At 63.6% G+C, this 23,470-nt stretch carries 17 protein-coding genes and 1 pseudogene; 7 read left to right on the plus strand and 11 right to left on the minus strand.

Annotated elements, in window-relative coordinates:
* Position 1 precedes the first annotated feature (1 nt).
* The 8 genes from tagH to tssA are packed head-to-tail and all read right to left on the minus strand — an operon-like array spanning position 2 to position 8,867.
* Positions 2-1,507, minus strand: a complete 1,506-nt coding sequence (gene tagH / locus ACHMW7_RS17560) for a type VI secretion system-associated FHA domain protein TagH (protein ID WP_395446876.1) — start codon at positions 1,505-1,507, stop codon at positions 2-4.
* The gene (gene tssG, locus ACHMW7_RS17565) at positions 1,504-2,568 is read right to left on the minus strand and encodes a type VI secretion system baseplate subunit TssG (protein ID WP_395446877.1); all 1,065 of its coding nucleotides are present in this window, start codon (positions 2,566-2,568) and stop codon (positions 1,504-1,506) included. The genes tagH and tssG overlap by 4 nt, the downstream gene beginning before the upstream one ends.
* A complete protein-coding gene (gene tssF / locus ACHMW7_RS17570; protein WP_395446878.1) occupies positions 2,532-4,406 on the minus strand; it encodes a type VI secretion system baseplate subunit TssF in 1,875 nt (624 codons plus the stop codon). Before tssF ends, tssG begins: the two co-directional genes overlap by 37 nt.
* Before the next feature lie 2 nt (positions 4,407-4,408).
* Positions 4,409-5,170 (minus strand): type VI secretion system baseplate subunit TssE, encoded by a 762-nt coding sequence (tssE, locus tag ACHMW7_RS17575; RefSeq protein ID WP_395446879.1) that lies wholly within the window; start codon positions 5,168-5,170, stop codon positions 4,409-4,411.
* Complete coding sequence (locus ACHMW7_RS17580) at positions 5,157-5,621, minus strand: type VI secretion system tube protein Hcp (protein WP_395446880.1); 465 nt, start codon at positions 5,619-5,621, stop codon at positions 5,157-5,159. The genes tssE and ACHMW7_RS17580 overlap by 14 nt, the downstream gene beginning before the upstream one ends.
* A gap of 26 nt (positions 5,622-5,647) precedes the next feature.
* Entirely contained in the window at positions 5,648-7,150 is a 1,503-nt protein-coding gene (tssC, locus tag ACHMW7_RS17585) for a type VI secretion system contractile sheath large subunit (RefSeq protein WP_395446881.1), read from the minus strand.
* 4 nt (positions 7,151-7,154) lie between these two features.
* Positions 7,155-7,694 carry a type VI secretion system contractile sheath small subunit gene (gene tssB / locus ACHMW7_RS17590; RefSeq protein WP_395446882.1) on the minus strand — a complete coding sequence of 180 codons (540 nt, stop codon included), beginning with the start codon at positions 7,692-7,694 and terminating at the stop codon, positions 7,155-7,157.
* A 6-nt stretch (positions 7,695-7,700) separates the two neighbouring features.
* Positions 7,701-8,867, minus strand: coding sequence for a type VI secretion system protein TssA (gene tssA, locus ACHMW7_RS17595; RefSeq protein ID WP_395446883.1), 1,167 nt, complete (start codon positions 8,865-8,867; stop codon positions 7,701-7,703).
* Between the two features lie 255 nt (positions 8,868-9,122).
* Between tssA and tssH the strand changes: the two genes are divergently transcribed.
* Positions 9,123-11,915: a type VI secretion system ATPase TssH gene (gene tssH, locus ACHMW7_RS17600; protein WP_395451351.1), complete on the plus strand. Its 2,793-nt coding sequence runs from the start codon at positions 9,123-9,125 to the stop codon at positions 11,913-11,915.
* A gap of 7 nt (positions 11,916-11,922) precedes the next feature.
* Here the strand turns inward: tssH and ACHMW7_RS17605 are convergent, their stop codons facing one another.
* Positions 11,923-12,210: a hypothetical protein gene (locus tag ACHMW7_RS17605; protein ID WP_395446884.1), complete on the minus strand. Its 288-nt coding sequence runs from the start codon at positions 12,208-12,210 to the stop codon at positions 11,923-11,925.
* 14 nt (positions 12,211-12,224) lie between these two features.
* Positions 12,225-15,008 carry a caspase family protein gene (locus tag ACHMW7_RS17610; protein ID WP_395446885.1) on the minus strand — a complete coding sequence of 928 codons (2,784 nt, stop codon included), beginning with the start codon at positions 15,006-15,008 and terminating at the stop codon, positions 12,225-12,227.
* A 266-nt stretch (positions 15,009-15,274) separates the two neighbouring features.
* On the opposite strand from ACHMW7_RS17610, the gene ACHMW7_RS17615 reads away from it, so the two are divergent.
* Entirely contained in the window at positions 15,275-17,299 is a 2,025-nt protein-coding gene (locus tag ACHMW7_RS17615) for a protein kinase (RefSeq protein ID WP_395446886.1), read from the plus strand.
* Between the two features lie 16 nt (positions 17,300-17,315).
* On the opposite strand, the gene ACHMW7_RS17620 is transcribed toward ACHMW7_RS17615, so the two are convergent.
* Positions 17,316-17,978 (minus strand): DUF2161 domain-containing phosphodiesterase, encoded by a 663-nt coding sequence (locus tag ACHMW7_RS17620; RefSeq protein ID WP_395446887.1) that lies wholly within the window; start codon positions 17,976-17,978, stop codon positions 17,316-17,318.
* 166 nt (positions 17,979-18,144) lie between these two features.
* Here ACHMW7_RS17620 and ACHMW7_RS17625 point away from each other — a divergent pair, with 166 nt between their 5' ends.
* The 5 genes and pseudogenes from ACHMW7_RS17625 to ACHMW7_RS17645 all read left to right on the plus strand — a co-directional run bounded on the left by ACHMW7_RS17625 (position 18,145) and on the right by ACHMW7_RS17645 (position 23,461).
* Positions 18,145-18,381 (plus strand): hypothetical protein, encoded by a 237-nt coding sequence (locus tag ACHMW7_RS17625; RefSeq protein ID WP_395446888.1) that lies wholly within the window; start codon positions 18,145-18,147, stop codon positions 18,379-18,381.
* 6 nt (positions 18,382-18,387) lie between these two features.
* Complete coding sequence (gene ligD / locus ACHMW7_RS17630; protein WP_395446889.1) at positions 18,388-20,841, plus strand: DNA ligase D; 2,454 nt, start codon at positions 18,388-18,390, stop codon at positions 20,839-20,841.
* 30 nt (positions 20,842-20,871) lie between these two features.
* Positions 20,872-21,745, plus strand: a pseudogene (locus tag ACHMW7_RS17635) (Ku protein).
* Positions 21,742-22,824, plus strand: a complete 1,083-nt coding sequence (locus tag ACHMW7_RS17640) for a tetratricopeptide repeat protein (protein ID WP_395446890.1) — start codon at positions 21,742-21,744, stop codon at positions 22,822-22,824. Before ACHMW7_RS17635 ends, ACHMW7_RS17640 begins: the two are co-directional and overlap by 4 nt.
* Before the next feature lies 1 nt (position 22,825).
* A complete protein-coding gene (locus ACHMW7_RS17645; protein ID WP_395446891.1) occupies positions 22,826-23,461 on the plus strand; it encodes an alpha/beta family hydrolase in 636 nt (211 codons plus the stop codon).
* Positions 23,462-23,470 lie beyond the last annotated feature (9 nt).

The following is a 23,470-nucleotide window of genomic DNA, read 5'->3' on the forward strand; positions in this document are numbered from 1 at the left end:
GTCACTCCTCTTCGTATGCGTTGCGGAAATCAGCTCCTATTTCGCCCATGAAGCGCGTTTCGGCACTCACGGCGATTTCGCGATGGCGTTTCTTGTAGAGATCCCAAAGCTTGGCGCTGCGGCCGCCGGCCAGCAGCTTTTCGATCGACGAACTCGCTTTCAGTTCATCTTCGAGCGCGACAGGGTCAAAGCGATCGATCATGTGGCGAAGCGCGCCCTGCAGGCCGCGCCAGGCGCGGACATGGTGGTGAGCGAGGTCGCGTATGGCGTCTGATATCGCCGGCTCGCCGGCAAGAAAGCCCGGGCTGCGTTCGGCCAGGATGGTTGCCAGCGCATCGTCGACGGTCGGCAGGAACTTGAGCGGGTTGACCTCGGACGAGCCGACAATGGTCTGCTCGATGCGGGCATTGCCCTTTTCCTCGGCCCGTTTGCGCAGCAGCTGCATCAGGCCTTCGAGCATCAGGCGGTATTCGCGACCGAATTTTTCCATCTCGACGAGCGGGTCACGGCCGGACGGATTGCTTTCGTCAAGGCCGAGGCCGCGGAGGAAGGCGGCGCGAAGTGCGCTATCCGAGGGCGCCGTGGCAGGTGCAGCGACAGGGCCAGCCTTCTCCCGAGCACGCAACGACGGCGGAGGGGGAGGAGGAGTTGCATCGGAACGGCGGGGCGGCAAATCCCAAGGCGCGGGCGATGCCTGTTTGCCCTGGTCATGGCCGGCTGCGCGTGGTTTCGCATCGGCGACAGGCGGCGGTGCAACCGGCGGAAGGTCAAAGCCATCGTCGAACGATGGCGGTGGTTGCCTGTGGACGGGTTCCGGCTTCGGCTTGGGCTGTGGTGTATCGGCTGGGGCGAGACCAAAGGGATCGGCAAAGGCCGCCGTGCCGTTCTGGCTGCCATCGGCATGGCCATTTGAAACAGGCGTCGCCACCGGGTCCAGGCTGAACGGATCGTCGAAGGCAGGCGAATTGCGTTCAGCGCCTCCAGCCCGCTCGTAAGCTCGAAACGCCCCGGGTTCGGGATGCTCGAAGGGATTGGGAAGGTCGGCGGGGCGAGGGCGCTGAGGCTCCTCATCGGTCTTGAGCGAGAAGAAATCATCGCCACCCAGACCGATCGGCGCACGCGATGCCGGTGCTGGTTGAGGTACCGACGTCCTCGACGGCGATGGCTTCGGCAGCGGTGGCTGGGCTTCCGTTGGTTGCAGCTCGACCGACACGACATAATCGCCGAGCCTAAGCCGCATTCCGTGGCGCAGCCGTGCCGAATTGCCAGACCCGAGCGGGCTGGCGGAATCGTCGAGAAACAGGCCGCTGCTCGACGTATCGGTAATGACGTAGCCGTCTTGGCTTGCGGTGATCTTGCAGTGGGCGCGCGAGACGAACATGTCGGGGTCGTCGATCTGCCAGTCCGCATCGGGACTGCGACCGATCACCAGTTCACCCTTGTCCAGCCGGGTTTGGCGCACAGCCTGTGCGCGCGGTCCCTGCTCAAGCGTGAGGAGCAAGCTCATGCCCCGACTCCCGCCATTTCTGGCCGCCAACCGACGATCGTCCGCAGGCGCATATCCTCAGCATCGCCCCTTTCCGCAGGGGGCGCAAGCCACGCCGTACGACCGAGCTGCGCGGCGCCGATCCTGGCCGGCGGCACCTCCGAGCAGGCCAGCACGAGCCTGAGGTCGACGTCGAGCAACTCACCGATGAGGTCGCGGATGGCGCGCTTCAGCACGGGCAGTCGCTTGCTGCCGGGAAGAAACGTTTTGTAGGTTTCAAGGTCGAGCGGACCGATGCGCAGCTCGACCCTGTTTTGGCGACTGAAGCTGCGCGGCCCGATCGTGGCACTTCTGCCCAGCGAAGCGCTGGCCTGGCCGAGCCTTGTCTGCAACGCGGCCGGAACCTCCAGCCAGGAGGCGACGAATTCCTTCAGCTGGACTGGCACCTTGAAAACTTCGGCGACGAACAAGGTCAGCCGCTCCGGTCCGTCGACCTGCCCGGCAAGTGCCGCTGCCTGTCGCAGCTTGACCGCATCCAGATCCGCATCCTGCGCATTCCTGGTGTCGGGCAGTCCGATGCCCGCCATGGCTTCCAGCATCGAGCGGACCCGGCCACCGACGGCACGCTCGACCTGCACGCCTGGATGCGCATCCGCCCAGGCGCGATAGAACAGGGCGATCATGCGGTGCTGCAGGATGTTGACGAACTCGACGAAGGTCGTGTCGCTGGTCTGATGGGCGTCGGCGCCGGCAAACCAGCGCTGCGACATCCGATCGAGCACCCAACGCGTCACATGCAGCGGCAATGGTCCCTCTGGTCCCAGCAGGCCCAGATTGGCGACGGTGACGCGGGCAGGGGTCTTGTCCGTGGCCTCCTCGAACTTGACGACGTCCTGGGTCGAAAAGCCGAGACGCACATGCTGGCCGAGCCGAGCCGGCTCACGATCGGGACGCCCGGAATGACCGAACAGTCCGCTGCCCCGGTTTTCAAGCTGGCGAAGCAACTCGAAGAAGTCGTAGCTCTCGGTCAGCGTGTCGCGTAGCGCTAGATCAGGAAGCGGTTGCCGGGCGTCATCGGCCATGGCACGTCCTCCTGCTTCTGGAGAAGCCGCGTGCGGGTGCGCACGAAGCCGTTGATACCGGCGTGGCGGGCAAACAGCCGCGCCAAAAGGGCGGAAAGCAATAACGAGCTTTGACCAGACAGGACCGACTGGTCGACATGGAGCAAGACCTCGGTACCGCGGCCAAAACACATCGGCCCAGGAATGGCCAGCCGCTCGATCACCGGCTGCGAGTCGATGCGGACGATCGAGCGGACGTGGCGGGTTAGCCCCGGATCACCGCGATCGGCATAGAGGTCGAGCAGCGCATGCAGCGGATCGACGCCACGGCCCTCCTTGGCAAGGCTGAGGAAATTGAGCGCCAGTTGCGCCACCAGCCGCCAGGCGAGTTCGTCGGCGCGGGACTCGGCATCGGCCCCGGCAGGCAGCGTGGCTGGAATGGCCGGCTGCGGCGCACGCAAGGCGCCAAGCAGCCTGACCGCGTCGACTGGATCGCCGCTCTCCAGCGTCAATGTCGGATTGTCGTCGAGGATCGGCAGGTCGCGGTTGGTGCAGAGCGCGGTGACTTCGATGCGTTTGAGCGCGCGGCCGGATGGCATGCCCGCCGGGCGAGAGATCGCCAGGAAGACATCGTCGCCGGTGTAGGAGGTGCGGGTCATGCCCTCGCGCCGCTCGTCTTCGGTTGCGCGGCGTGGGCGGCGTTCGGTCGAATAGACCCAGCCATTGCCCCGGTTTTGCCCAAGGCTGAATAGTGCCGGAATCTCGGCGTCGGCGCCTTCGGACTCGGCGTCTTCGACATGGGTGACACGGTAGATCTCGAAATCCCTGGGTCTGGTGCGGTCGGCGTAAAGCACCTGCCGGGTCTTGCGCGCGTCGAGTTCGATGACGTTGCATTCACGCTCGAACAGATTGATCAGCGGCGTGGCAAACAATTCGAAATCGGCCGGGGCAAGGTCAGCGAGTTCCGGCACGGCCCGCCGCAGCAGGAAGACGATCTCAAGCCCGGCCTCGCAGCTGCGCACGGTGGGCTGGAGCCCTTGGATCCGTGCATAATGGAAGCGCTCGGGCATCATGAAATATTCACGCAGCAGCCGGTAACCTTCAAAGGTCGGGCGCGTGCGCGGCATCAACGCTTCTGCATCGCTGATGCCGATCATCTCGGGCATCGGCAAGACAGCGAGCTTGCCTGATTTCCCGTCCCGACGGGCGCCCACGGCGGTGCAAACGCCAAAGATCGTGTCGAACAGCAGCGCGGCTTTGGTACGCCCGGCAAAATGCAGGTCAAGCCGGTCGAGCGCCAGTTCGCTGAGTTTGCCCTTGCCGGTCCTGGCGATGGTGATGCGCAATGCAGCTTCGCAAATGACGCCGCCGATCGGTGCGATGCCGGCTGCGGCCAGGGCGCTGCGGTCCTGGTAGTAGCCCACGGAGGCAATCTCGATCGGCCACAAGGTAACATCCTGGGCCGTCGTGAACGTGCAGCGCGTCGACAGGCCAGGCTGCAGGCTAGCCACCAGGCGGGTGCCACGCTTGACGACGTGGCCGGTGTTCATCGTCTGAACCTGCTGGCCTGGTTTCAGTACCACCATGGTGGTCGCGGGTGCCGGCGTCAGCAGGTCGGGATAAAGGACCTCAAGAACGCTGCGCGCGAACCTGGAGCGCTCGGCATCGACCTTCAGCCGGGTCCGCGCGGCAAGAAAGGCGACACCGTCGAGCAGGCGTTCGACATAGGGGTCGGGACAAGGCGCTGTGTCGAGCGACAGGTTGCGCGCGACCGCCGGGTGCATGTCGGCGAATTCGGCCGCGAGCGTGCGGATGTGGGTCAGCTCCTCCTCGTAATACTCCAGGAAGATCCGATCCATGTTCAGGCTTCCTTGAAATCGGTCCGCGCCATGCCGTTGTCGAGATTTATCGTGGTGCGCAGCCGCAATCGCTCGGGTGTCGGGGTCATGATCAAAACGGCGTCGATCTCGATCTTGAGGCCGGTCGTCTTGTCGCCGAGGTTGACGGTTACCTTGGTCGCGCTGTCTTTCAGACGCGGCTCGAAATTGGCCAGCACCTGGCGTATCTCGCGCGCCAAGGTTTCACGATCGAAGTCGCGCGACGACCGGCCGGAGAATGACGGCACGCCGTAGTTGACGACGCTCCGGCGCACCTCGGGGAAATCCGTGAGATCTGGCGGATCGTCAGCGGCGTGTTCGACCTCACTGTCGGAAAGCATGGGCGTCGCTTCAAAGCGCTCGGTATTGAACAACGCCTCGATGTCGCGCCGTACCGCCTCGCGCAGCACACGCGCCGACACCACGACGCCCCGACTTTCCAATTCGACACGCTGCCTGTTTTGAAAGCTCAGCCTGTGCAGGCGCCGCTTTTGTTCCGGCGTCAGATCGAGGTCGGAATCGATAATTCTGGCGGCACCATTGAGAAAGCCGTCGAGACGCTCTGTCCCCAGTTCCTCCTCCAAGAGGTGCCGAAGCCCGTCGATCTCGGAATTCAATCCCGGCAAGTCGTTGACGAGGCGGTCCCATAGGGAAGGCTGAACCGCCTCGCGTTTCGCCCGCGGACTACCGGTGGCCGCTGCGATTTCGGCGCCGTGACGCCGGACATGCCCGTCACTTGCCGACATGGACATCCATTTCAACTTCGTGCTTGTCGTCGTAGTTGAACTTGATGGTCTTGTAGGCAAACGAGACCTTGTCTTCGATGACGTCGGGCTCGTCCGGACTCGGATGCATATGGTAGGACACAACCGATGCATCGGTGAGGGTCACGACGAGATAGTCGCTGGTCTCGCCCTCGATCGTGCGCCGACAGGAGAACTTCACCTCGCCCATCAGCGTGTTGTCGAACAACGCCTTTTGCAGATAGGGCGAAGCCATGTCGTAGTGCTTGGTGAACTCAATCATGCCCAGCGAGACGCGACCACGCCGCGACAGCGAGTTGGGATCGTGCGGCGCGATCATGCTGTAATCGACGCCATATATCTCAATCTCCTCGTCGTGGCCGTCGCGGACGCTCGGTCCGGGAATGTCGGGGACTTTCAGAAAACCGTCGATCTTGGTTCTGGTCTCAGGCATTTCGCTCTCCGTTGCTCATGGGCAAATCAGGACTTGACCGAAGGCAGCTCCGACACGAGCCGAAGCGAGGCGTTTATTCCCTCCAGTTGGTAGTGCGGACGCAGATAAAAGCGCGCGTTGTAGTAGCCGGGACGGCCCTCGACGCTGTCGACCTGGACTTCCGCCGCCGCGAGCGGACGCTTGGCGCGGGCCTTGTCGTCGGCGAAGGCCGGGTTGGCGAGCACGTAGCGGTTGATCCACTCGGTCAGCCAGACCTGCATGTCGGAGCGTTCCTTGAACGAGCCGACCTTGTCGCGGGCGATCGCCTTGAGATAATGGGCAAAGCGCGAGACCGGGAACAGGTAAGGCAGATTGGCGCTGAGGCGTTCGTTGGACTGCGCGTCGGGATCGACCAGCCTGCCGGCCCGGGTCTCGTCGTCCTGCAGTGAATGAGCGCCGATGAAGGCCGCGAGATCGGTGTTCTTGCGGTGCAGGATCGGCATCAGGCCGAGTTTGGCCAGTTCCGCCTCGCGCCGGTCGTCGATGGCGACTTCAGTCGGGCATTTCATCGCCACCGAGCCGTCATCGGTGGGGAAGCTGTGCACCGGAAGGTTGATCACCGTGCCGCCATTCTCGACGCCGCGGATCTGTGTGCCCCAGCCGAACAGCTTGTGGCTGCGGTTGATGTTGACGCCCATCGGGAAGGCGGCATTCATCCAGATGTATTTGTGGTGGTCGCCCTGGACCTCCTCCTCAAAGGCGAAGCCCTTCACCGGAACGGTATCAGCGCCATAGGGCAGCCGTGCCAGCACGCGCGGCATGGCGAGGCCGATATAGCGCGCGTCCTCACTCTCACGCAGCGACTGCCACGAGGCGTAGGCAGGGTTGGAGACGATCTGCTGCAGGTCCTGCGGGTTGGGCAATTCCTGCCAGCTGTCCATGCGGAACAGGCGTGGTGAAGCGGCAGCGATGAACGGCGTATGCGCCGAGGCGCAGACGCCCGATATGTTGCGCAAGAGGCCGACGTCGCGGGGGTGGTTGGAGAACTCGTAGGCGCCGATCAGGCAACCGAACGGCTCACCGCCGAACATCGAATATTCGTCCGTATAGACCTTCTTGAAGACCGGGCTCTGGTCCCACATCTGGCCTTCATAGTCCTCAAGCGTGTCGGCCAGTTGCTCCTTGGAGATGTTCATCACCCGGATCTTCAGCTTCTGGTCGGTCTCGGTGTTGTTGACGAGGTACCAGAGGCCACGCCAGGTACCTTCCATCTCACGCACTTCCGGCGCGTGCAGGATCTCGTTGAGCTGAACCGTCAGCATCTTGTCGATGCCCGAGATCAGCGACTTGATCGACTTGATCGCATTCGACGAGATGGTGGTGGTGTCGGAGCGGGATTGAGCGGCAAGCGCGAGATTGCGAACGAGCTGCTGCAGTTTCTCGCTGTCGTCCTTCTTGACCTTGAAATCCTTCTCCAGAAGATCGCTGAACTCGCCGAGATCGATGGCTTCCGCCTCGGCGACGGTTGGGCTTTTTTGCTGTTCAGCCATGGCGCTATTCCTCGACCTTGTCGCTGTCGGAGAGCGCCTGGCTGGCGATCTGGCCGAGCAGTGGCTCGTTGTTCAGCAATTGTGCGATGCGCTTTTCCGCGTCGGCCCGCCCGTCCATGAAACCGAGCAACTCCTCGAGCTGGCGGCGCATCTTGAGGATTTCGGCCAGCTGTGGCACCTGCTCGGCGATCTTGTCGGGAGCGAAATCGCCCATCTTGGAGAAGGTGAGATCGATAGGTAGCTCTTCCTCACGTTCCGCACCCTCGGCCTGGGGCAAGGTGTTTTTCACCCGTGCCTTCACGCGTGGCCCAAGCGCTTCCATGAAACGCGGGAACCTGTTGGCGTCGGTCTCGACGAAGGTGCGGTCGAGCACCGTCTTTTGCGCTTCCTTGGTCTGCGATGCGCCGGCGAGATCCGCCATCACGCCCATCACGAAAGGCAGTTCGATCGTCGTCGGGCTGCCGTAGGTCTCGACGTCATAGGCGATCTGCACGCGCGGGGCGCGATTTCGCTCGATGACCTTTGCTTTGCTTTCCGCTGGCATGCTTGGCTACCTTTCATCCTTCTGAGGCGTCTTCTTGCTGTCTGGAACGCCGGCCAGCAGCCGGAATTCCTTCAGCCCGGAGGGTGCGAGATCTTCCATCAGTTCAACGAAATCCATGTGCACCATGCGGCGCACACGGCGGGCGAGATGCGGGATCGGGCTCGACGGCTCGGTCCGGTCGTAGAAGGCGACGACGAGGTCGAGGCATTTGACGACGTCGTCGCGCGAAGACAGGCGGTCGGGGAGGGCCATGGTCGGTCCCGCATGGTTGGCCACCGGTTCGGGCGCGTGGCCGTTGGGCTGTGCCGCTGCCGGTGTAGCCTGGGTCAGCTCGGGCGTTGCCGGGTCCTTGACAGCAGTGCGCGCGGTCGATCCGCGTTCAAGTGTCGTCAGCATGCGGTCGAGAAACTTCTTCAGGTCCGGCACTGCCGGCCCGGCACTTTCGAGGCGTTTGTTGAGCGCCGTGTCGACGGCGCTGAGGGCCTTGTTCGCGGCGCGGGCGTCGGCAACCAGCTGCTCCATGGCAGGGCCAGCCTGATCGGCGTGCGCGGCACAAGCGCTGCGCAGCTTGGCCAGAAGCTGCTCGTGGGCGGACGAAAGGGCCGCCCGCTCGGCGGTGTTCAGCCCCTGGGCCGCTTCCTGCAGCATGACACGATCATCGAGTGCGCCCTGTTCGAGCTCGCGGCCGGTGATCGGGCCAAAGCCGCGCGGTGCGAAGAACGCCATCTGGCGGAGATTGGCGAGCAGTCCGTCCTGGCCGTTCTGCAAATCGAGCAACGCATTGATTCGGCGCAGAGCTGCCTCGCGCGGCGCGGCATTGGGCCGAAGTGCCGGGTGCATGGTTTCCCAGTGCTCATCGAAAGTCCGCGCAATCAGCGTCAGGCCCTCGGCCAGTCCGGCGAGCCCTTGCGCGTTGGCCTGGGCGCGGGTGACAAGCGTGATCAGGCGAAGATCGCGGCCATGGGCGCGCAGTTCTTCGGCCTTATCGATGACGGTCGCCCAATCGACGGGAATGCTGACTTGCGATGAGGGTCTGTTGCGCTCGTCGTGGACGACATCGACTTGCGGCTCGATGAGGCGCTCAAGCTCGTGAAAGCGCGGATCGTTGCGCAAATCTTCCCCCGACGGGTTTTCACCGTTCAAAGGGTTAAGCCAAAGAGCAAGATCAACCACGCACCCCCCCACGCCATACTCAGGTCGGAAGTAGCCGGTATTCCACTCGACTTTGGTTTTAGCACAATTCATGCGGCGCTCAAAGTTGCACGAGGGCTGTCATAAGCGTTGGTGACCGAGCCGGCGCGAATTGTTCCGGTCGCGGTTCTTCGGCGAAGGCAAAGTCGACGCCCGGCTTTGTAAAGTCGCGGTTTGTGTGGCAAGTTAAGGGGAACGCAGTCCGGCCATTGGAGACACTCCGTGGAACAAAAGGGCATGCAGCCGCGCAGGTCGTCTCAGGGCTTCAAGCGCAAGGAACTGGTCGGCAAGCTCAACCCTACCTGCTTGCGCGCCTTCAAGGCGGCGGCCGACGCGGCAAAGCTGCGTGGTAACCCTTACGTCGAACTCGTTCATTTCATTGAACAACTTGTGCTTTCCGATCGCTCGGACGTGCAGATGATCCTGGCCGATGCCGGGGCCGATGCCGCCCGTGTCGCCGGCGACATGACACGCGCTGTCGACAAGCTGCCTTATGGCGCAACGTCGATCGAGGAGTTCTCCGACCACATCTTCCATGCCATCCAGGAAGCCTGGAACCTGGCGACGCTGGAATTTGGCAGCGAAGAGGTGCACAGCGCCCACGTCATTCTCGCCTGCCTGAAGACGCCGGTGCTGGAAGGGCTGGTGTCGAAGATCAGCACCGAATTCGACAAGATCGACGCCGATGGAGTGATTTCGCGTTTCGCCGATGTGGTCGAGGGGTCGCTGGAAGGGTCTGTGACCGGGGTGACGGCACCCTCTGCCGACGCCCCGCGACGTCCGTCGCCGGGCGGAGAGTCGGCGCTGGCGAAATATGCCACCGACCTGACCCAGCGGGCGCGCGACGGCAAGATCGACGCCGTCGTTGGCCGCGACCCGGAGATACGCCAGATCGTCGACATATTGATGCGGCGGCGGCAGAACAATCCGATCCTGACCGGCGAGGCCGGCGTCGGCAAGACGGCGGTCGTCGAGGGTTTTGCGCTGCGCATCGCCGAGGGCGACGTGCCGCCGATGCTGCAAGGGGTCAGCCTGCGCATGCTCGATGTCGGGCTGATGCAGGCCGGCGCCAGCGTCAAGGGCGAGTTCGAGAAGCGGCTGAAAGCCGTCATCGACGAGGTGCAATCTTCCGAAACGCCGGTGATCCTGTTCATCGACGAGGCGCACACGCTGATCGGCGCCGGCGGTGCGGCAGGCACGGGAGATGCTGCCAACCTGCTCAAACCGGCGCTGGCGCGTGGTGAGCTACGCACCATCGCCGCCACCACCTGGGCGGAATACAAGCAGCATATCGAAAAGGACCCGGCGCTGACCCGGCGCTTCCAGGTGGTGAAGATCGACGAGCCCGACGAGGCCGCCGCCATCCTGATGCTGCGCGGCGTCGCCGGCGTACTGGAAAAGCACCATGAGGTGCAGATCCTCGACGAGGCCATCGAAACAGCCGTCAAGCTGTCGCATCGCTACATTCCCGCACGGCAGCTGCCGGACAAGGCTGTCAGCCTGCTCGACACGGCCTGCGCGCGCGTCGCGATCTCGCAACATTCCCGACCGGGCGAGGTCGAAGACCTGATGCGGCGCAGACAGGCGCTGGAGGTCGAGCAAGGCATCATCGGCCGCGAGGCGGCGATCGGCATCGATGTCGAGGAGCGCAAGGCGCGCGTCGAGGCTGGCCTGGTCGACACTGACGCGGCTTTGGCCGCCGCGCAGACGCGCTGGGACCGGGAAAAAGAAGTCGTCGCCGAGATCCTCGAACTGCGCGCCAAACTTCGCGGGCAGGGTGTGGCGCTCGATCCTGATGTCGCGGAGGCGCAGGCAGTGGGCGAGGCAACCGAGGAGCCGATAGCTGCCAATGACGACGCCGCCAAAGAAGACGTTGCCAATGACGGCGCGGCACAAGTTGAACCAGCCGAAGCTGCCGAACAGCCGGAGCTGGCCGCCGATCCAGCTGCCGACCTGAGCCGGCTCAAGGAATTGATGGCTGTGCTGGCCGAAGCGCAGGGCGAAACGCCGCTGATCCTGCTATCGGTCGACCGCAACGCGGTGGCGGCGGTGGTGCAGGACTGGACCGGCATCCCGACCGGGCGGATGCTGACCAGCCAGACCGAAAAGGCCTTGCGGCTGGCGCAAACGCTGGCCGAACGCGTCGTCGGTCAGGACCACGCCATGGAGATGATCGCCAAGCGGGTGCAGACCAGCCGTGCCGGGCTCGGCGCACCGGAGAAGCCGGTCGGCGTGTTCCTGCTCTGTGGCCCGTCGGGCGTCGGCAAGACCGAAACCGCGCTGGCGCTCGCCGAAACGCTGTATGGCGGCGAGCAGAACCTGATTTCGATCAACATGTCGGAGTTCCAGGAGGCGCACACGGTTTCGACTTTGAAGGGCGCACCTCCAGGCTATGTCGGCTACGGCAAGGGCGGCATCCTGACCGAGGCGGTCAGGCGCAGGCCCTATTCGGTGATCCTGCTCGACGAGGTCGAGAAGGCGCATCCCGACGTGCACGAGATTTTCTTCCAGGTCTTCGACAAGGGCATGATGGACGACAGCGAGGGCCGGCGGATCGACTTCAAGAACACGCTGATCCTGCTGACCTCGAATGTCGGCTCCGAAGTCATCATGACCAAGACCAAGGGCGGTGAACTGCGCGAGAAGATCGAAAACCTGGACGCGGCGTTGCGCGCGCCGCTGCTCAAGGTGTTCCCGGCCGCCTTCATCGGCCGCGTCGTGACGATCCCGTATTATCCGCTGTCGGGCGAGATGATCGAGGCGATCACCCGGCATCAGTTCGGCAAGATCGCGCGCCGGCTGCAGATCAGCCACGGCGCGGAACTGGTGATCGGTGATGGCGTGATGGAAATGATCAAGGCGCGCTGCACCGAGATCGAGTCGGGCGGGCGGATGATCGACGCGATCCTGACCAACACGCTGCTGCCGGAATTGAGCCGCGGCGTGCTCAATCGTTCGCTCGACGGGGAAAAGCTGACGCGCGTGACAGTCGGCGCGTCAGGCGAGGGGTTCATCTACGAGTTTGGGTAGTTACCTCTTATCCACCCCAGTCGCCGGGATCACTGCCGCCACCACCGCCGCCGCCGCTTTCGCTGCGCTCATTGCTGGTCGGAGTCGCCGGAACGATCGGCTTCTTGACGACCTTTGGCTGGACCGGAGCCGCGACCGCGACCTTTTTCACTGGCGCCGCTTTCTTCACCTGCACTGGTTGCACTGGTTGCACGGGTTGCACCGCAGCCTGTTCCTCGACCTTCATCATCGAGCCGCAACCGCCGAGCGGCAGCAGCACGGTCGCCATAAGAAGACTGATGGTATGCGATCGCATGTAACGTCTCCCCTTCATGAGCCCAGCATGTCCAGACGTGGTCGTGACTCGATCCATTCCTTGCGCAGGAGGGCCATCAGCAACTCCCGGGAGTCGCGAGGCGCCTTCGTTCCCAACACCGTCGCTGCCGCTTCATGCGTGCGAGCACCTAGTTTGCCGTCAATTTCGCCGACATTCTGGCCTGCCCGCTGGAGCGCCAACTGGACCTCCTTGCCGACATCCGCATTGGCCATCTTGGCCAATTCGGATCCAGCTTTGTCGGAAACTTCTTTTGAATTGTGCGATGCAGAGAGGGCAAGCAGGCGTATTGCCTCGCCACTGTCTCGCTGGAATGTCGGGTTGTCCTTGAGCACGTTGGCGGCAAAGTAGCCACCCCAAGCGTCGCCGCGTTCGGCGCTTTCCCGATACCAGCTCAACAATGTGTTGGCATCAGCCGTTCCATTTTGCTCTGCCATTTGACCAAGCAACCGGCCGGCGTAAGGATGTCCTTTGATTCTTGCCGCTTCGAAAAGTTTGGCCGCACGAGCTTGATCTTTTTCTACCCCAGCACCGTCACGATACAGCACTGCGAGGTTCACCATTCCGTAGACATCCTGGCGGTCTGCCGAATTCTGGAAATGGCGTAGCGCTCTTGAATAGTCCTTCTTAACGTGCCGACCAAGAAAGTACTCGGTGCCGAGAAAGTTCATTGCATAGGTATGTCCAGATTCCGCTGACTGCTCTACCAGTGACATTCCGCGCACAACATCGGCCTTAATCTCCGTTCCGTTGATGAGTGCCTTGCCCATGGAAAGTTGCGAATAGGGATCGCCACGCTTGGCGCCGGCTTCAAAGAGCGGGATGGCCTTGGCCGGGTCGCGCTCTACCGCCGCGCCGAACTGATAAAGCCGGCCAAGCAGGTAGCTGGCGCGGACATGGCCGGCGTCGCTGGCAGCGTTGAGTTCGCTCAGTGCTTCCTTGAAATTGCCCTCGGCATAGAGCGCGCGGGCATATTGATACTTGAACCGGGCGACGTCTGGATGCTGGTCGACCGCTGCCTTGCAGGCGGTCAGCGCCTTGGGCACGTCGATGTCGTTGGGCAGCTTGCCATTGGCCACGGCCTGGACATCGAGCGGCTCGGCGGCAAGCGTGTCGCATTCATTGACCGACACGGCGACGTTGATGGTGATCGGCGCCGGCGCGGCTGTCTTGGCGGCCGGGACCAGCACGACAGTGCGCACCGGCTCCCTGGCAGGCTGCTTGTCGGCGGGCAGCGGGATCGGCTTGACCTCCATGCTGTCGGTGCTGGTGTCGACCTTGCCGGCGCTGCCGCTGGTGTTCATCGCCACCGTCTCGGCCACCGGTTGTTCATCGTCTTCGGCACTCACCACCTTGAGCGACGGGCGGATGCGCAGCTTGGTGATGTCCTCGGCCTTGATCAGGTCGCCTTCGGAAACGATCTGGCCGTCGACAGCGACCTGGGTTGCGGGATCGCGCTTTTCCAGGCGGAGCCAGCCGGTCGGCGCACTGGTCGAGCGCACGACCTCTTCGGGCATGGCAGCGAAGCCGGTGCCGATGTCGGAGGCCATGGCGACAAGGATCGGCTTTGCCTGTTCGGGTTGCGCCGGCTTCGGCTCGTCGCCTTGCTGAATGTTCAGCGCCGGCTTGACCTGTGCCTCGGCGACGGCCTGGGCATCGACGACGACGCGGACGATGCCGCTGGCGCTGCGGCCGCTGTCGGTGGTGACAGTGTAGCGCACCTCATCCCTGGCCATGTCGCCGGAAGCCGGCTTGAACATGACGTCCTCGATCTTGTCGGCCGAAATCTTGCTGTCCAGGGACAATTGCTGATCGCCGAGCCAGAGCGAACCCTGGTCGGGCAGCTTGGTGAAACTGACCGTCAGTTCCGCATTGCCGCTGGTGATCGGCGGCGAGATGTGCAGGGCCACCTGCTTGGTCGCAGGCGGAACACGGACCTCTCGCATATCCTCAATAATCAATAGGTTCTGCCGGGTTACGAAGAAGAAGGATGAGGTAAGGCTCGAGGCGTCCCAAGGTGTCTGGCGGCCTTCGGTGCGCTTGATGACCTCGGCGCGGATGTCGCTGAGCAGCTTCCTGACCTCGACATTGGGTCTGAGCGCGTATTCGGCGAAGGTACCGGTGAAAGGGCTGAGGCCGTTGTTGCCGTCGAGCGCCACGCGGTCGGGTGCGGTGGAGTAGACGATCAGCGTGCCATCTTCGGGAGCGACCGAGGCGAGGCCCTTCTTGCCTTCGACCGCGACCTTGGCCTGGCCGACATAATAGGCGTTGTTGGCGAAGGGATTGTCGCGGCAGGCATCCAGTATGGCGATCTGCAGCGACGATGTTTCGCGCATGTATTCGAGCAGGCTCGACATGTTGTAGGCCTGAACCTCGAGATCGTAGGATGTCGCCAAGGTGGCATCGACAGGCAGCATGAAATTGTGGCCGCCGACCTGCACGGCATGGCCGCTGTAATAGAACAGCGCGACGTCGCCATCGTTGAGCGTCCTGAGGAAGCCAAGGATGGTTTCCTCGAGGCCCTGCTTGGTCAGGTCCTTGCCGAGCGTGACCTCGAAATTGGCCCGCTCCAGCACCTCGCGGATGCGGTCGGCGTCATTGGTGGCATTGGGAAGCTTGGCCAGATGCTCGTAGGCCGAATTGCCGATGACCAGGGCGGCGCGGCGACCGGAAACGCCATCGGCCGCCAAAGCGGCACTCATAGCGAGCAACAGGATGAGGCCGCAAGCGACCAAAGCGCCGGTCAGACGCGCGATAATGCCAGCATTGCGAGCAGGCAAGCAGCCTTCACATACCATGAACTGCCCCTTTCAGGATCGCAGTCTTTACAGGCTTGGCACGGCTTGCAGTCTTAAACCGCAAGCATCCTCCTTGAGTGGATTGGTGTCAACGCCGATCAAACAGCCTATACGCCCGGCAGTGGGCACGACATGGCTCGAGCAAAAGAGCCCATCGCGAAAATCCGTGTTATTGTCGGGCCGAGTGATCAATACCTGAGGTGTGAAGCAATGGCCGGACGGCGCTCACCCATGGATGGAACCAGGTCATGACGCCGGAGGACAAGACACGCATCGCGCCCGATACCGGTGTCCGCCAGGGCGTGCAGCTCAATGGCATCTACGAAATCGACGAGCACATCGCCACCGGCGGCATGGGCGAAGTTTATCGTGGCCACAACATCCAGACCGGCGATCCAGTGGCGATCAAGGTGGTGTTGCGCGAGTTCGCGCGCGACCAGGGCATTCTGGCGCTGTTCCGCAAGGAGGCCTCGATCCTCAATCACCTCTCCAACGACGCCATCGTGCGTTATCACGTCTTCACCATCGACCCGACGATCGGCCGGCCCTATCTCGCCATGGAGTTCGTCGACGGCCAGTCGCTGGGCGAACGCATCCGCAGCGGCCCGCTCGACACACGCGAAGCGCGCAAGATGCTGGCCCGGGTGGCCTCCGGCCTGTCGGTGGCGCATGAGGCCGGTGTCATCCACCGCGACCTGTCGCCTGACAATATCGTCTTGCCGGGCGGCAAGGTTGAAAAGACCAAGATCATCGATTTCGGCATCGCGCGGTCGGCCAATGTCGGTGGCGGCACGCTGCTCGGCGGCAGCTTCGCCGGCAAATACAGCTTTGTTTCGCCCGAGCAACTCGGCCTGTTTGGCGGCGATGTCACCGAGCAATCCGACATCTACAGCCTCGGCCTGGTGCTCGCGGCGGCGTTGCGCGGCAAGCAGCTCGACATGGGCGGATCGCCGGTCGAGGTGATCGAAAAGCGCCGGACCGTGCCCGACCTTTCGGGCATCGACCCGGACCTTTTGCCGCTGCTGCAATCGATGCTCCAGCCCGATCCCAGGGACCGCCCGGAAAGTGCCGCGGCGATCGTCGAATGGCTGCGCGAGACGAGCGGCGCCACCGCACCGCCTGTCACGTTGCCCGGTGTGCCCCAGCACGACCAGGAGCAACGCAGGCCGTCCGAGCTTGCCTGGCGGCCGCCAGGATCTGCCGGGCAAAAACCGCCGCCACCGGAGGCGGTGCTGCCGCGCGACGCGCCATGGCGCAATGCCGGTGCGCCAGGCAAGCCGGTTGCCGACACGCGGCAGAAGACGGCACCCAAGGCAGCGCCTGTTGCCAACACGCCAAAATCCCGGCGTGGCGCAGTGGCCGGCACCTTGTTGCTGGTTGCGATGGCTGCCGCCGGTGGCGGGGCCTATTATTCGGGGCTGCTGGGCGGTGTGCTGCCGGGGGACATGCCGGTTGCTCCAGGCGAAGAAACCGGCGGCGGCAAGCTGACCCCGGCAAAGCCGGACATTGCCAAGCCGCTCCAGCTGCCGGAGCCAAAGGTGCCGCCTGCGACCGAAGCCAAGGCGCCGGCACCGACCGAGATCGTCAAGCCGAAACCACCCGCGCCGATCGAGGAAGTGGCCGTCCCACCTGCGCCGAAGGCTGCGGTCAGCGCGGCGGAGTGGTTCAAGACCTTCGACGGCGGGCCTTGCTTTTACGCATCGGTGGCCGACGCATCCGCCGCCAGCCCTGAGGTGGAGGGGCTGGCGACCTCGAAAGCGCCGTTCGACAAGCTTGCCCGCGACTTTGCCTCGGCCTTCGGCAGTGGACCGACAGTCAATCCCAGGATGATCGAGAGGGAGCAATGCCCGGTGGCCGACTTCCTTGAAGCGGTGCACCCGGACAAAGCCAAGGGCCCGGTGCTGGCATTGAGCAAGGACAATCTCAAGGTCGGGGATTCGCTCCAGGGCACGTTGAGCAAGACCGGCAGCCGCGACGTCAACCTGCTGCTGATTGGCAAGGACGGCGTGGTCTACAATTTCGCCAGCCTGCTGAAGAAATCCGGACCCGACCAGGCCAGCTTCAGCATGAAGCTTTTCCCGCTCAACGATCAGGAGGCCACGGCACCGGAACCGCATCTGATCGTCGCACTGGCGAGCGACAACGGCATCAAGTCAGCCGACATCAAGGATCCCGAACTGGCATCGGACCTGTTTCCGAAAATCCGAACGGAAATCGAGGCACAGCAGAACGCCGCCGGCGTCGCCTTCGGCTACTTCCTGTTCGACCGCTGATGCCGGGACAGACGCTTCAGCCCGCCGCTATTTGCGGCCAGCGTTGCAGTGCCTCGCGGCCCGTATCCGTCAGATCGTAGATGCCGCGATCGACGCGCATGAACCAGCCATAGACATTGTCGAGCAGGATTTTTGGCGCACGCGAAACCGCCTGGCTCAGGTCGCGTGGTCGTTTGGGGCCATCGGCCAATGCAACGGCACATTTCAGTGCGTCCTGGCGATAGGCGGTCATGATCGGCGCGCGCGAACCACCGCCAGCAACCGGATCGCCCTGCCTGCGGCGATGCTCGGCGACAAGCCGCGAGCGCCGCTTGGCATCGCGCCGGGGCGCGGGCGCCACCGGGCTGAGCAGCACCTCGACCCGTTCATCGTCGAAGACACCCAACAGGCCGAAGCCGAGCCGCCGGCACAAATTGCGAAACCGCTTGTCGCTCTCGCGGCCTTTGCCGCGCGGCGACATGCGGGCGGCGAGCCAGATCTCGTCGGCCGCCGCTGCACGGTCGACGCCTTGCAGGATCAGTTCGAGGTTGAACTGCAGCTTCAGCTCACAAACCACGACGATGGGTGGAGCATCAGCGCTCAGCGCCAGCAGGTCGCAGCCGCCGATCTCGCCCTTGACCTCGAAGCCAAGGCCTTCGAGGAAGCGCTTCACCGGGCTGTAGAGTGCCGTCTCGAGCAACAGGGTTTTTCCTTCAGGTGCCCGCGGGAGGCCGACGAATCATCTGCTTCATTGTGCCGATGCGCTCGCCATAGTCGAGCAATGGCAGGAGCCCAAGCAGGCCCGCATTGATCAACTGATGACTTTGAGAGATAGTTGGCATCAGTGGTTCAGGAGCCTTGGGCGTATGCGTACACCGGTTGCCAGCCAGATCAGGAAGCGCAGGGCCGTCTCCGACGCGCTCGGCCGGCACAAGGTTTTCGTCAGTTCCAGGCTGTTTCGCGGCGACGGGCAGACGGTTTCGCGGGTGCTGGTTTCGGGCCAGTATTACGACGTCAACGACACCTTGCTTGACCGGCTGATGGCTGGTGCCAGCCCGAAGGAGCTGGAACTGGAGCCCGCGCCGGAAGACGCGGCGCGTTAGGCCGGGATGGCAGCGGAAAAGCTTCGCACCTACCGGCAAAAGCGCGATTTCTCCAAGACGCGCGAGCCGCGCGGTAACGCACAGATCGGCGAGGGCAACCGCTTCGTCGTACACAAGCACCATGCCACCGCCGACCACTACGATCTCCGTCTCGAACTCGACGGCGTGCTGAAGAGCTGGGCGGTGCTGCGCGGGCCCTCGCTCAACCCGGCCGACAAGCGCCTTGCCGTCGAGACCGAGGATCACCCGCTCGACTATATCGACTTCGAGGGGCTGATCCCGGAAGGCGAGTATGGCGGCGGTCCGATGATCGTGTGGGACACGGGCGTGTGGGCACCGATGGACGATGCCGCGACGGCGCTGGAGAAGGGCGCCTTCAAGTTCCGGTTGTGGGGCGAAAAGCTCAAGGGCGGCTGGATGCTGGCGCGATTGAAGCCGAAGCCTGGCGAAGCCAAGCGCAACTGGCTGCTGTTCAAGGAACATGATCCGGCGGCCGACGAGACGACGGACGTTCTCCAAACACGCCCCGAAAGCGTGAAGAGCGGCCGGCTGATCGAGGAGCTGGTTGCCGTCTCGAAAATGCCGCCATCGAAGCCCGGCGACCTCAAGCCCGGTAAGCTTGCCGGCGCTACGCGGGCGCCGATGCCGGCACGGATCGAACCGCAGCTGGCCACCGCTGCTCCGAAGCCGCCAACCGGAGAGGGATGGCTGCACGAGATCAAGTTCGACGGCTACCGCACGATGGTCCATCTCGAAGCCGGGACGGCAAAGCTGATCACCCGCAGCGGCATCGACTGGACAAAACGCTACGGCAAGCTGGCGTCGGCCTTTCGTGACCTGCCATGCAGCGATGCCGTCATCGATGGCGAGATCGTCGTGCTCGACGACAACGGCCTTAGCCGGTTTGCCGCGCTGCAGGAAGCGCTCGCCAGCGGGCATGTCGAGCTTTTGGTGTTCTACGCCTTCGACCTCGTCCATCTCAACGGCTGGGACTTGACGAAGGTCGCGCTCGACAAGCGCAAGGGCCTGCTGGAGCAACTGCTTGCCGGTCATGTCCACGCCCAGTCGGCACTACAGCTCAGCGGACACGTCGAGGGCGACGGCCAGGCACTGTACGACCAGGCAACCGAGATGGGGCTCGAAGGCGTGGTGTCGAAACGGGCCTCGGCGCATTACACCTCCGGGCGCTCGCACAGCTGGACCAAGACCAAGGCGCTGAAGAAGGACGATTTCTACATCGCCGGCTACACAACTTCGGAAGCAGCCGAGGGGCTGGCCGCCCTTGCACTCGGCGAATGGGTCGATGGCGAATTGCACTATCGCGGCAAGGTTGGAACCGGCTTCGACGCTGAGACGTTGGTGACGCTGCTGCACCGGCTGGAAGGTCTGCGCGAGGGTGCGGCAAAGCTCGATGGCGCGCCAAAGGAGGTCATCCCTGTGCGACCGGTGCTTAATGCCCGCATCCACTACGCCAATCGCACCAGCGACAATGCGCTGCGCCATGCGGTGTTCAAGGGTCTGCGCGAGGCCGAGCTGTCTGAAGCGCCGCAGGCTCCGCGCAAGCGGCTGATCACCGATACCGACCTCGCCAGCATTTCGATCACCAATCCGACACGCCGGGTGCTCGGCAAATCGGGGCCGACCAAGCTCGACGTTGCCGTCTATTATGCGGCCGTCGGCGATTTCATGCTGCCGCATATCATGGGGCGGCCGGTGTCGCTGTTTCGCTGCCCGAGCGGAAGGCCGCAGGACTGCTTCTTCCAGCGCCACGCCTTTTCGGGCATGCCGGCGACGATCGCGTCCTTCGCGACCAAGAACTCGGACGACGAGACCAAGACCTATATTTCGGTGGAGGACGCCAAGGGTTACCTGGCGCTGGCGCAGTTCGGTGTCGTCGAGTTCCATGTCTGGGGAGCCCAGCGCAAGCGTCTCGACAAGCCTGACCGTATGGTCTTCGACCTCGACCCGGGAGAGGGCATCGGCTGGCGCGAGGTCGTCGAAGCGGCTGTCCATGTCCGCGACGAGCTCGAGAGGATGGGGCTTGTACCTTTCGTGAAGACGTCAGGTGGCAGTGGTATCCACGTGGTCGTGCCGACGACGGGCAAGCTCGGCTGGAAGCCATTCCATCAGGCAAGCAGCCAGATCTCGTCGCTCATTGCAGCCACCGCGCCTCAGACTTTCACCACCACAATGGGCAAGGACAACCGCAAGAAGCGCATCTTCATCGACTTTCACCGCAATGCGCGCAGTGCAACGGCGGCTGCACCGTACTCTCTACGGGCGCGCACAAACATGCCGGCTTCAACACCTCTTAACTGGACTGATCTCGAGTCCATCGACGCTCCGCAAGATTTGAATTATTCTTCGCTTCCCGGCCTTCTGGCCACGTCAGGCGATCCATGGGCCGAAATCAACGATCACGCCCGCGATCTGCCGGCTGCGGCCAGTACCAAGACTTAGTCTGTTTATGTATCTGCGTAGGAGACAAGCATGGCCCCCAGGGCAAGTTGGAAGGGATATCTGAAGCTCAGCCTCGTCAGCTGCCCGGTGCGGCTGTACCCGGCGACGAGTTCAAGCGAGCGCATCAGCTTCAATCAGTTGCACAAGGACACCCACAACCGGATCAACATGAAACCGGTCGATCCGGAGCTTGGGCTCGTCGAACGCTCGGACCTGGTCAAGGGCTACGAATACGAAGACAAGAAATACGTCATCATCGACGAGGCCGACCTTGAGGCGGTCAAGATCGAATCCAACCACACGATGAACATCGAGGCCTTTGTCGAGGAAGATTCGGTCGACGTCATTTATCAGGACGCGCCTTACTATCTGGCGCCTGATGGGGCGATGGCCGAGGAAACCTTTGCCGTGCTGCGCGAGGCGCTCAAACAATCCGGCAAGCTGGCGATTGCAAGGCTGGTGCTGTCGAGCCGCGAACGGGTGGTGACCATCGCGCGCGCGCGACAAGGGCATGTTCGTGTGCACGTTGCGCAACCCGAGCGAGGTGCGCGGCACATCGGAATATTTCGGCAATATCCCGGCAGGCACGCCGGATCCGGAAATGCTCGAACTGGCGATGGCGCTGATCAAGCAGAAGCTGACGACCTTCGATCCCAAGAACTACGAGGATCGCTACGAGATCGCCTTGATGCAGATGATCAAGGAGAAGCTGAAGGGCCACAAGCCGATCATCGCGGCTGCACCCGAACGCGGCAATGTCGTCAACCTGATGGACGCGTTGAAGGCCAGCCTCGGCCAGGCCAAGCCGCCTGCCAAGAGCAAGACCAAGACGGACGCGGCCGAAAAGCCGGCGGCCAAGCTGACGGCGGTTGCGGGCGGCAAGCAGGCCAAGGGCAAGAAGTGAACGAAGGCAGGATCTTTGGACTGATCGGGGCGCTGGCTGCGTTCCCGCGCCGTCTCGCCGTTCGCGAGGTGGCGCGGCAGGGCGGCGAGTTGCAGCACGGTGTGACGCGGCGCAGCACTGATGTCGTGTTCGGTCGCACCCTGCTCTACAAGCTGGACGAGGCCAAGCTGGAGGCGCGGTTCGACACCGCCAGGGCAACGAGTAGGCCGGTGCTCAGCGAAAACGGTTTCCTGCGCGCGCTCGGTTTGCTCGACGAGGTCGAAGGCGCTGCGATGACGCGGCAGTCGCTGCTCGATCAATCCAGGATGGCGCAGCGCGACTTCGATCTGCTGTCCCTGTTCGACGCGTTTGAAAGCAACGCCGAACCCTACGCCTTTCGCGACCTGATCCTGGCGAGGAAATATGCCGGACTGATCGAGGGCGGATCGAGCTGGAGCGCCATCGCCCGGTCGGTGCGGCGCTCGGGCGCAGTGGCGTCGCTGAGCGCGATGTCGTTGCATGGCGAAGGCAAGGACAGCGTCTATGCCCGTCTCGGGGCTGACCTGGCCGAACTTGACGGGCAAAGGCTTTTGCCGCTCGGGCGCACGGACGACGCCGAGCTGGAGGAGCTTTTCGCGCTCGCCGAGGATGCGGAGGAAGGCGAGCGCTACGCCGAAGCGGCAGCGCTGTACGCGCGCTGCCTGGCCATCGATCCGGGCGACAGCGTAGCGGCGTTCAACCGCGCCAACTGCCTGCGCTCGGCCGGCATGACGCAAGAAGCCATGCAAGGCTACATGCGGGCGATCAAGCTCGATCCGAAATTCGTCGAGGCGTGGTTCAATCTCGCTGGCCTGTTCGCCAGCCAGGGCAAGGCGCACACCGCGCGGCGGCATCTCGAAAAGGCGATCACGCTCGATCCCGGCTACGCCGACGCGATCTTCAATCTCGCCAACCTTGCCTATGAGGCGGGTGACCTTTCCGAGGCGCGGCGCTGGTGGTCGTCCTATCTCCGGCTCGATGCGACCTCGGAGTGGGCCAAGACCGCGGCCAAGGGCATCCAGTATGCCGACCTGCAATTGAAAGAACGGACGGCAAGCTGAGATGAATTTTCTCTTCGACGGCGCGGAAGACGCTCCTTGCACGATCCTGCTTGCCCATGGTGCCGGCGCGCCGATGGATTCGGCGTCGATGAATGCCGCGGCCACGGCGCTTGCCGGGGCCGGCTTCCGCGTCGCGCGGTTCGAGTTCGCCTATATGGCGGCTCGGCGCAACGAAGGGGCGCGCAAGCCGCCGCCACGGGCGGAGACGCTGAACCCGGAATACAAGGCGGCGATCGAGCAGCTTGCGGCCAAGGGGCCGCTGATCATCGGTGGCAAGTCGATGGGCGGGCGCGTCGCCAGCATGATCGCCGACGAGCTTTACGGCGCGGGCAAGATTGTCGGTCTGCTGTGCCTGGGTTATCCGTTTCATCCACCGGCAAAGCCGCAACAGTTGCGCACGAAACACCTCGTAGGGCTCAAGACGCCGGCCTTGATCGTGCAGGGGACGCGCGACGAGTTCGGCACGCGCGACGAGGTCTCGGGCTACACACTTTCGGACAGCATCGAGCTGTTGTGGCTGGAGGACGGCGATCACGACCTCAAGCCGCGCAAGACCATCTCGGGTTTCTCCGCTGCTGATCACCTCAAGACGATGGGCGATGCGGCAGCTGCCTTGGCGGCGCGGATCGGCAGATAGCCGGGCTCG

It is taken from the genome of Aminobacter sp. UC22_36, assembly GCF_044056035.1.
GTDB lineage: Bacteria > Pseudomonadota > Alphaproteobacteria > Rhizobiales > Rhizobiaceae > Aminobacter.